Below are 8,978 nucleotides of genomic sequence, written 5' to 3' on the forward strand. Positions count from 1 at the left end.
GGTACGAGCAGTCCTTCCGTCGTCGTCATCGCCCGCTCACCACGTCACGGGCAGGGCCTCGGGCCCGCGGATCAGCGCGCCCTTCCTGAAGGGCACCTCTTCGGCGGGTACGGCGAGCCGCAGGCCCGGAACGCCGTCGAGGAGCGCGTCGAGAAGGAGTTCCGACTCCAGCCGGGCCAGCATGCCGCCCGGGCAGTAGTGGGGGCCGAACCCGAAGGACACATGGGGGTTGGGGCTGCGCAGGAAGTCGATCGTCTCCGGGTCGGGGAAGACGTCGGGGTCACGGTTCGCGGCCAGGTACGACACGTAGATCGCGTCGCCCGCCCGGATGGTCACGCCCTTGATCTCCACGTCCTCCAGGGCGATCCGCGACAGCCCGACCGCGTTGCGGTGGGGGATCCAGCGCAGCAGTTCGTCGATGGCCTGGGGGCGGATCTCCGGCTCGGCGCGCAGCCGGTCGGCCAGGTCGGGCCGGGTCAGCAGGACGTAGAACATCTGGCCGCTGTTGTTGGTGACCGCCTCGCCGCCGATCTGGAGGAGCACCGCGAGTCCCACCCCTTCCTCCAGGGTGATCTCGCCACGGCCCAGGGCTGCGCCGAGCAGGGACGCGACGTCCTCGCCCTTGCTGCCCTCGCGCACGCCGATCAGATCGGCGAAGTAGGAGCTCATCTCCTGCTTGGCCTTCTCGCTGACCTCGGCGCCGTGCGAGGAGGACAGGATCAGCTGGGTCCAGGAGTGCATGTCCTGCCGGTCGGCGGCCGGGACGCCCATCAGCTCGCAGATGACCGCGATGGGGAACGGGCTGAGCACGGCCGCCGTGAGGTCGGCGGGCGGTCCGTCCTGGAGCATCTCGTCGACCAGTTCCGCCAGCATGCGGCGGGACCGCTCGCGCACCCGCTCCACCCCGCGCGCCGTGAACGCGGCGGCGACACTGCGGCGCAGCCGGGTGTGGTCCGGCGGGTCGAGGAAGCCGACCGCGCCACGGGCCGGGATGAAGTGCGGGGCGAGCCGGGTGACCTGCCGGTCCATGACGGCCTCGCGGCTGAAGCGCGGGTCGTTGGTCACCATCCGGGTGTCGTCGTAGCGGGTGACCAGCCAGGCCCAGCCCTCGCCGTTGGGCAGCTTGACGCGGGTGACCGGGCCCTCGTCCATGAGCTTCCGCAGGACCGGGTCGAAGTCCGCGCCGGACAGGTCGAGCGCGGGCCAGTCGCGGACCGGGGGCAGCGTTTCGGTGATCGTCTCTTCGCTCATCTCACATCGTCTCGTCCGCGCGGTGCCAGCGGCCCACGGCCATCTCGGCGGTGATGCCGGGTCCGAACCCGGCGAGCAGCCCGCGTGCCCGGTGCTGGGCGCCGCCCTCCTCGAACAGCCGGCGCAGCGCGTCAAGGACGACACCGCTGGCGATGTTGCCGTACTCGGTGAGCGTGGCCCGGCTGAAGCGGAAGGCGTGCGGGTCGACCTTCAGGAAGGTGCTGAGGTCGTCGAGTATGCGGGGACCGCCCGCGTGGACTATGTAGAAGTCCAGGTCGGAGGCGTCCCAGCCATGGTCTCCTGCCAGCTCCTTCAGCGCCGGGGCGAGCGGTTCCATGGTGGCCGGGACCCGCTTGTCCAGCAGGAAGTGGAAGCCGGTGGCCCGTACGTCGTACATGATCCACTCTTCGGTTTTCGGGATCAGGTACGAGCCGTTGCGCTCCAGGCTGATGCCCTCGCCGCCCCGGCCGCGGACCGCGGCGGCGGCGATACCGTCACCGAACAGGCCGTTGGACAGCAGCGAGCCGACACCGATGTCGGTGGGCTGGTAGCACAGCGAGCAGAACTCGCAGGCCACGATCAGCGCGTTGGCCTCGGGGTAGGCCGTGCAGAAGTCGTGCGCCCGGTTGATCGCCGCTCCGCCGGCCGCGCAGCCGAGCTGGGCTATGGGCAGTTGCCGGGTGGTCGGGTCGAAGCCCATCTCGTTGATCAGCCATGCCGTGAGCGAGGGCATCATGAAGCCCGTGCACGACACGTAGATGATCACGTCCACGTCGGTGGTGAGCAGCTCGGCGTGGTCGAGTGCCTCCTGGATGACAGCGGGCACCCGCGCCTTCGCCTCGGCCTCGTAGAGCTTGTTGCGGTCCTCGAAACCGGGGTGTTTCAGGGTCTCCTCGATGGGCTGGACGATGTGCCGCGTGCGTACGCCGGTGTTCTCGATCAGCCGGAGGGCAAGCGGCAGTTGGGGGTGATCGGCGTGGCGCTCACGCGCCAGCTCAAGCGTCTCCTCCATCGTGATCACGTGCTCTGGAACGGACACCGAAGGTCTGCACAAAGTCGCCATGAACCGTGCCTGCTTTCGCCTCCCGGAAGGCCCTTCGCCTTCCGGTCAGAAGGTGGTTCACCTCAGAGGGTGGTCCACCCACGATCACCCGGTGGGACGCCGAGTTCGCGTCGGACTGCTCCATTTCGGGGACCCCGTGCCAGGCTCGGGACAGACCTGTCCAAGGACACGCACCCACGGAGGACGCGATGACGCGCACGGCCCGGGACCTGCTGCGGACGACCACCACCCGACTCGCCCCTGACCCGCGGTCCAATCCGTTGGTCCCTCGGATCGCCCACGGCACGGCCCCGCGCACCGCTCTCGCCGCCCTCGCCCTGGAACAGTCCTGGGTGATCCCCGCGGACCGCCGCGCGTTCCTCCATCTGGCCGAGCGTTCCCTCGTCACCGCCCCCGAGGCCGCGGCCTTCTTCCGGAGCCTCGCGGAGGGCGAGGCACTGGCGGAAGAACTGTTGCCCTCGCTCGCGCAGGCGTGCGGCGTGGACGACGCGACGGCGGCGTCGTACGAGCCGCTCGCCGGCTGCCAGGCCTACCCCGCGTACGTCGCCTGGCTGTCCCTGAACGGCTCACCGGCGGATGCCGTCCTGGCAGTGACGGCCAACTTCTCCGCGTGGGGCGGCTATTGCGCGACGATCGCCAAGGCCCTGCGGGCCCACTACGCCTTCACGGACGAGGCCTGCGCCTTCTTCGACTTCTTCGCGGAGCCGTCACCCGAGCTGGACGAGAAGGCCGTGGCGGCGGTACAGGCGGGACTGGACACCGGGCGACTGAACGAGTCCCTGGCACACGGATACGGCCGCCTGCTCCAGCTTTACGAGGCGATGTTCTGGTCCACGCTGGGCCATCTGCCCTCTTAGGTCGCGCCCCCACTGCTGTGCGCGATACACGCCACATCGATCCGATCGGCCAACTTCGCGAGCTCGATCGTCAGCGCGGCAACCGTGTCCTCGTCCAGGCCCGACTCCCCGGCCTCCACCAGCCGCACCCACCGGCCCCCCAACGTCCGCAACAGCTTGCTGACATCCGCCGCAGCCACCTGCAAGGTCCCGTGGTCGTCGACGATCAACGGCAGAGTCACTTCGCGGTTCACAGACGGGATCGTAGTCCCGCAAGACTCACGCACCGTGCCAAACGGTCGTGATGTTGCAGAACTCCCGGATTCCGTGCCCGGACAGCTCACGGCCGTACCCGGACCGCTTCACCCCGCCGAACGGGAACCCCGGATGGGAGGCCGTCATCCCGTTGAAGAACACACCGCCCGCCTCCAGATCCCGCACGAACCGGTCCACCTCGGCGTCGTCCCGCGTCCACACGTTCGAACTCAGTCCGAAGGGTGAGTCGTTCGCGATCAGAACCGCCTCGTCGAGGTCGGCCGGGCGGTACAGCGTGGCGACCGGACCGAACGCCTCCTCCCGGTGGATGCGCATCTCGCGGGTGATGCCGGTGAGGATCGTCGGCGCGTAGTACCAGCCGGGCCCCTCGGGCCGTTCGCCACCGCACAGCACCTCCGCACCGAAGCGCACCGCGTCGTCGACCAGTTCCTCCACATCGCGCAGTCCCTGCTCGCTGGAGAGCGGCCCGACGTCGGTGTCCTCGGCCGTGGGGTCGCCGACCTTCAGGGCCCTCATGCCCTCGGCGAAACGCTCGGCGAAGGCGTCGTAGACATCCGTGTGCACGATGAAGCGCTTGGCGGCGATGCAGGACTGCCCGGTGTTCTGCACCCGCGCGGTCACCGCGACCTTCGCCGCCCGGTCGATGTCGGCGGAGGGCATGACGACGAACGGGTCGCTGCCGCCCAGCTCCAGCACCGTCTTCTTGACCATATCCCCGGCGGTGGAGGCGACCGCGCGGCCCGCCGGCTCGCTGCCGGTGAGCGTGGCCGCCCTGACCCGCTCGTCGCGCAGGATCTCGTCGACCGCGCCGGAGCCGATCAGCAGGGTCTGGAAACAGCCCTCGGTGAAGCCCGCCCGGTGGAACAGGTCCTCCAGGTAGAGGGCGGTCTGCGGGACGTTCGAGGCGTGCTTGAGCAGGCCCACGTTCCCCGCCATCAGGGCGGGCGCGGCGAAGCGGATCACCTGCCACAGCGGGAAGTTCCACGGCATCACCGCCAGCACCGGACCCAGCGGCCGGTAGCGCACGCGTACGCGTGAGGCGCCCGAGTCCTTCACGTCGGCGTCGGCGGGTTCCTCGTCGGCGAGCAGCTCCTCGGCGTGCTCGGCGTACCAGCGCATCGCCTTGGCGCACTTCGCGGCCTCGGCCCGGGCCTGCTTGATCGGCTTGCCCATCTCGGTGGTCATCACGCGGGCGATGTCCTGCTGATCCTCCTCGAGGAGGTCGGCGGCCTTGTTCAGCAGCCGGGCACGCTCGGCGAACGCCGACGTCCGGTACGTGCGGAAGGTGGCCTCGGCGAGCTGGAGCCGGCGCTCGATCTCCTCCTCGCCCATGGCCTCGTACGTCTTGAGCGTCTCGCCGTTCGCCGGGTTCACCGTTGCGATGGGCATGGCTGACCTCCCTCGGTGCGGGCTGTGTCTCGACCTTCCCGCGCGGCGGAGGGGACCGCAACGCGGGAGCGTCTCCTCAGGGCGAGTGCTCCGCCAGGCGGTCGAGAAACGCCGCCTGCGCCTTGACGATCACCTCGCGGGCCCGGTCGAGGGTGAACCACGCCACCCGGTCCAGCTCGGGGAACTCCTGGAGCTCTCCCGACCTCGGAGGCCACTCCATCCGGAACGTGCCGGGCGTGATCGTCGCCGGGTCGAGGTCGGCCGCGATCGCCCACGCTGTGACGATCTTGCCGTTGGTCTGCCGGACCTCGCCCAGGTCGATGGCCTCGCCGTCGGGCGGGGGCAGCCCCAGTTCCTCCTCGAACTCGCGGCGGGCGGCCGCCCAGGCGGACTCGTCGGGCTCGTACTCGCCCTTGGGGACGGTCCACGCCCCGGCGTCGCGCCGGGCGAAGAACGGGCCGCCCATATGGCCGAGCAGCACCTCCGGGCCGTCGTCGGTGTGGTGGAAGAGCAGCAGGCCCGCGCTGCGCTTCACGGGTGCACCTGCGGATGCGCGGCCAGCAGTGTCTCCACCGTGTCGGCGTCCTCCGGGCGCTTGTCCTCCCGGTAGCGGATCACGCGGGCGAAGCGGAGGGTGACGCCGGCCGGGTAGCGGGTGGAGCGTTGCAGGCCGTCGTAGGCGATCTCGACGACGAGTTCCGGGCGTACGGTCACGACGTGTCCGTCGTCGTCGACGGCGAGCTGCCGGAGCCGTTCGGTCTGCCAGGTGAGCAGGGCGTCGGTCATGCCCTTGAAGGTCTTGCCGAGCATGGCGAGGCCGCCGTCGGCGGTGCGGGCGCCGAGGTGGAGGTTGGAGAGCTTGCCGGTGCGGCGGCCGTGGCCCCACTCGGCGGCCAGCACCACCAGGTCGAGCGTGTGGACGGGCTTGACCTTCAGCCAGGACGCGCCGCGCCGGCCCGCACTGTAGGAGGCGTCCAGCGCCTTGACGACGACGCCCTCGTGGCCTCGCTTCAGGGTCTCGGCGAGGAACTCCTCCGCCGTGCCCACGTCGTCCGGGCCGGACATCGTCGTGCGCCGCACCCGCATCGGCTCGGGGACCAGCCGGGCCAGCTCCGTGTGCCGCTCGGCGAACGGCAGGTCGAGCAGGTCGCGGCCGTCGACGGAGAGCGCGTCGAAGAAGACGGGGGAGACGGGGACCGCGCGGGCGGCCGTCGCCACGTCCGAGCGGGAGCCGACGCGCCCCGCGGTCTCCTGGAACGAGCGGGGGCGCCCGCCCTCGTCGAAGGAGATCACCTCCCCGTCCAGGATGAACCGCTCGCCCCGCAACTCCAGCGCGGCGGCCGTCACTTCGGGCAGGCGGTCGGTGATGTCGTCGAGGGTGCGGGTGTAGAGCCGCACCGTGTCGCCGTCCCGGTGCACCTGGACGCGGATGCCGTCCAGTTTCTCCTCGACCGCGCAGGCGCCGAGCTTGGCCACCGCCTCGGCGACCGAGGAGGCGCTGTGCGCCAGCATCGGCCAGACCGGGCGGCCGACCGTGAGGCGGAACCGGTCCAGGGCGGCGGGGCCGTCCGCGAGCAGGGCCTCGGCCACCGTCTGGAGGGAGCCCGCGAGCATCACCGCCCGCCGTACGTCCGCCGGGGGCGCCCCGGTCGCCTGGGCCAGGCCCTCGACCGCGACGGCGTCCAGCGCGCCCTGCCGCACCTCGCCGGTGAGCAGCCCGAGCAGGAACCGCTGCTCGTCCTCGGTGGCCGCGCCCATCAACTCCCCGACAAGACGGGCCCGTTCCGCTTGGGACCCGGGGCCGGACACCTTGCTCAGCTCCGCGAGCCGGGCGTCCACCTCCCGCACGGTCAGACCCGGCTCGGCCGCCGGGGCGACCGGGCGGCTCAGCGCCTTCCAGCCGACGCCGATCCGGCCCTGCGGCAGCCGTCCCGCCAGATACGGGATGACGATCGGCACGTCGTCCGCCTCCGCGTCCCGGAACAGCTCCGCGAGCAGGGCCGTCTTCCGGGACCGCGCCGAGGTGGCGGCGACCTCCTGGGACACTCGGGCCAGCCGGTGCAGCAGCATGCAGCCATGGTGCACCGGAGGCGGCCCCTCTACACCCGGGCCGCGTCCAGGTCCGTCATCAGCAGATCCCCGACGATCGCGGACGCCGCCCGGTAGCCGCCGCTCGCCGCGTGCACGACCTGCTCGGCGAAGCCGATCGCGTTGCCCGCGGCCCACACTCCGGGCACGGTCGTCAGGCCCGTCGGGTCGATCACCGGGTACGCACCGAAGGGCGTCTCCCGCAGCTCGGCGCCGAGCTGTTCCAGCAGGCCGGTCTGCGGGACGGCGTGCGGGGCGACGAACAGCACGGAGCGGGCGTGCGTCGTCCCGTCGGCCAGCCGGACGCCGGTGAGCCGGTCGTCCTCGACCACCAGGCCCGTGACCTCGCCGGGCACCACGTCGACCCCGGCCGCGGCGAGCCGGCGCAGATCGTCGTCGGACAGCTCCTCCTCGGCGACGGAGTGCAGGAAGAACCGCACGTCCTTCGACCACTGGGACACCATCAGCGCCTGGTGCACGCTCTTCGGGGACGTCCCCAGCACGCCGAACGGCTGGTCGCGCACCTCCCAGCCGTGGCAGAACGGGCAGTGCAGCACGTCCCGGCCGAACCGCTCGGCCAGCCCGGGGACCGCCGGCAGTTCGTCCTTCAGCCCGGTCGCGACGACCAGCCGCCGGGCGCGCACGGTCCGCCCGCCGGCCAGCACCACGGCGAAGTCCTCGCCCCGCTCCACGGCGTGGCCCCGCTCCACCTCCACCACCCGGTCCCGCACGAGCTCCACGCCGTAGCGCGCGATCTCCTCCCGGCCGACGGCGAGGAACTCGGCGGGCGGCATGCCGTCCCGTGTCAGAAAGCCCTGCATGTGCGCGGCGGGCGCGTTGCGCGGCTCGCCCGCGTCGACGACCAGCGTGCGCTGCCGGGCCCGGCCCAGCACCAACGCCGCGGACAGGCCCGCGGCACCGCCGCCGACGACCACGACTGCGTACTTCTCGGTCATGTGACCACCTCCACTGCCGAGCGTCGCCCCGGCCCCGCGGGATTGACAAACATGTTTGCCGAACCTGCAATACGACCATGACCACGGACGAGGTACTCGCGGGCGTCGGCCCCCGGCTGCGGCAGATGCGGAAGGAGCGGGAGGTGACCCTGGCGGCGCTCTCCGAGACCACCGGCATCTCCGTCAGCACCCTGTCGCGGCTGGAGTCCGGACTGCGTAAGCCCAGTCTGGAACTTCTGCTGCCGATCGCGCGCGCTCACCAGGTGGCCCTGGACGAGCTGGTCGGTGTCCCGCCGACGGGTGACCCGCGCGTGCGGTCGAAGCCGATCAAGATGGGCGGCCGTACGCACTGGCCGCTCACCCGCCAGCCCGGCGGCCTCCAGGCCTACAAGGTGCTGGAGCCCCAGCGCAGGCAGGAGCCGGACCCGCGCACGCACGAGGGCTACGAGTGGTTGTACGTACTGTCCGGGAAGCTGCGCATCGTGCTGGGCGAGCACGATGTGGTACTCACGGCGGGCGAGGCCGCCGAGTTCGACACGCGCGTTCCGCACTGGTTCGGGTCGACGGGGGAGGGGCCCGTGGAGTTCCTCAGCCTGTTCGGACCGCAGGGGGAGCGGATGCATGTGAGGGCGCGGCCCAAGGGTGCGTGACGCACGAGATACCTCTTGGCGGCACTCTTGCCGCGGAGACGGTTCCCTGATCGGCAAGCGACCGCTTAGTATGCGAAGCGACCCCGGTCAGACGAAGCAGTCCCGTGGAGGCCCCGCATGCAGGCATGGCAAGTGCACGAGAACGGCGAGCCGAGCGAGGTGTTGCGCCTGGCCGACGTGGCGCGGCCGGTGCCCGGCGACGGCCAGGTCCTGCTGAAGGTGCGCGCAGCGAACATCAACTTCCCCGACGCCCTGCTGTGCCGGGGCCAGTACCAGGTCAGGCCGCCACTGCCCTTCACCCCTGGCGTCGAGATCTGCGGCGAGACCGAGGACGGCCGCCGGGTGATCGCCAACCCGGCGCTGCCGCACGGCGGCTTCGCCGAGTACGCCGTCGCCGATGCCGCCGCCCTGCTGCCCGCGCCGGACGCCCTGGACGACGCGGAGGCCGCGGCCCTGCACATCGGCTACC

Annotated in this window: 9 protein-coding genes and 1 pseudogene; 3 read left to right on the forward strand and 7 right to left on the reverse strand. The window is 71.5% G+C overall.

Features of this window, described 5'->3' with window-relative positions; all coding sequences use genetic code 11:
• Positions 1 to 36: 36 nt before the first annotated feature.
• Positions 37 to 1,251, reverse strand: a complete 1,215-nt coding sequence (locus tag ACFTZL_RS35385) for a cytochrome P450 (RefSeq protein WP_382591592.1) — start codon at positions 1,249 to 1,251, stop codon at positions 37 to 39.
• 1 nt (position 1,252) lies between these two features.
• Positions 1,253 to 2,323 (reverse strand): annotated as a pseudogene (locus tag ACFTZL_RS35390) (type III polyketide synthase); the annotation flags it as partial.
• Between the two features lie 179 nt (positions 2,324 to 2,502).
• On the opposite strand from ACFTZL_RS35390, the gene ACFTZL_RS35395 reads away from it, so the two are divergent.
• Complete coding sequence (locus ACFTZL_RS35395; protein WP_382591595.1) at positions 2,503 to 3,171, forward strand: transcriptional regulator; 669 nt, start codon at positions 2,503 to 2,505, stop codon at positions 3,169 to 3,171.
• Here ACFTZL_RS35395 and ACFTZL_RS35400 read toward each other — a convergent pair.
• The 5 genes from ACFTZL_RS35400 to ACFTZL_RS35420 all read right to left on the reverse strand — a co-directional run bounded on the left by ACFTZL_RS35400 (position 3,168) and on the right by ACFTZL_RS35420 (position 7,859).
• Positions 3,168 to 3,404 (reverse strand): DUF6213 family protein, encoded by a 237-nt coding sequence (locus tag ACFTZL_RS35400; RefSeq protein ID WP_215122895.1) that lies wholly within the window; start codon positions 3,402 to 3,404, stop codon positions 3,168 to 3,170. The two genes, ACFTZL_RS35395 and ACFTZL_RS35400, sit on opposite strands and share 4 nt — an antisense overlap.
• Before the next feature lie 25 nt (positions 3,405 to 3,429).
• On the reverse strand, positions 3,430 to 4,815 hold the full coding sequence (locus ACFTZL_RS35405; protein WP_382591598.1) for an NADP-dependent succinic semialdehyde dehydrogenase: 1,386 nt from the start codon (positions 4,813 to 4,815) through the stop codon (positions 3,430 to 3,432).
• Positions 4,816 to 4,891: 76 nt separating this feature from the next.
• Complete coding sequence (locus tag ACFTZL_RS35410) at positions 4,892 to 5,350, reverse strand: NUDIX domain-containing protein (protein WP_382591601.1); 459 nt, start codon at positions 5,348 to 5,350, stop codon at positions 4,892 to 4,894.
• A complete protein-coding gene (locus ACFTZL_RS35415) occupies positions 5,347 to 6,885 on the reverse strand; it encodes an ATP-dependent DNA ligase (RefSeq protein ID WP_382591604.1) in 1,539 nt (512 codons plus the stop codon). Before ACFTZL_RS35415 ends, ACFTZL_RS35410 begins: the two co-directional genes overlap by 4 nt.
• A 29-nt stretch (positions 6,886 to 6,914) precedes the next feature.
• Positions 6,915 to 7,859: an NAD(P)/FAD-dependent oxidoreductase gene (locus ACFTZL_RS35420; protein ID WP_382591607.1), complete on the reverse strand. Its 945-nt coding sequence runs from the start codon at positions 7,857 to 7,859 to the stop codon at positions 6,915 to 6,917.
• 77 nt (positions 7,860 to 7,936) lie between these two features.
• Between ACFTZL_RS35420 and ACFTZL_RS35425 the strand changes: the two genes are divergently transcribed.
• Together ACFTZL_RS35425 and ACFTZL_RS35430 are read left to right on the forward strand one after the other, a co-directional pair.
• Entirely contained in the window at positions 7,937 to 8,509 is a 573-nt protein-coding gene (locus ACFTZL_RS35425; protein ID WP_382591610.1) for a helix-turn-helix domain-containing protein, read from the forward strand.
• A 117-nt stretch (positions 8,510 to 8,626) separates the two neighbouring features.
• The coding region (locus ACFTZL_RS35430) for an alcohol dehydrogenase catalytic domain-containing protein (RefSeq protein ID WP_382591612.1) at positions 8,627 to 8,978 on the forward strand (352 nt) is incomplete at its 3' end.

The organism is Streptomyces sp. NPDC056948 (assembly GCF_042674225.1).
Classification (GTDB): Bacteria; Actinomycetota; Actinomycetes; order Streptomycetales; family Streptomycetaceae; genus Streptomyces; species Streptomyces purpurascens.